Origin of the sequence: Rhizobium sp. Root483D2 (assembly GCF_001426685.1) — a bacterium.
Taxonomy (GTDB): Bacteria; Pseudomonadota; Alphaproteobacteria; order Rhizobiales; family Rhizobiaceae; genus Pararhizobium; species Pararhizobium qamdonense.
The window spans coordinates 593-875 of sequence record NZ_LMFB01000006.1; the positions used below are offsets into that span (position 1 = coordinate 593).

The following is a 283-nucleotide window of genomic DNA, read 5'->3' on the forward strand; positions in this document are numbered from 1 at the left end:
CATCAACGAAGGCGAGTTCGTCGTCTTCGTCGGCCCCTCGGGCTGCGGGAAATCGACGCTTCTGCGGCTGATCGCCGGCCTTGAGGACACGACCTCCGGCACGATCGAGATCGACGGGCGCGACGTCACCGGTGCGGCTCCGGCCAAGCGGGGGCTCGCCATGGTGTTCCAGTCCTATGCGCTCTATCCGCATATGACGGTGCGCAACAATATCGCCTTCCCGTTGAAGATGGCGAAGATGGACCAGGCGGGGATCGACAAGAAGGTGGCGGAGGCAGCCCGC

The 283-nt window shown here is 64.7% G+C and carries 1 protein-coding gene; it reads left to right on the forward strand.

Going from position 1 to position 283, the window contains the following annotated elements:
* Positions 1 to 283 (forward strand): ABC transporter ATP-binding protein (locus ASD32_RS28875; protein ID WP_156383062.1); only part of this gene is annotated, 283 nt, incomplete at both ends.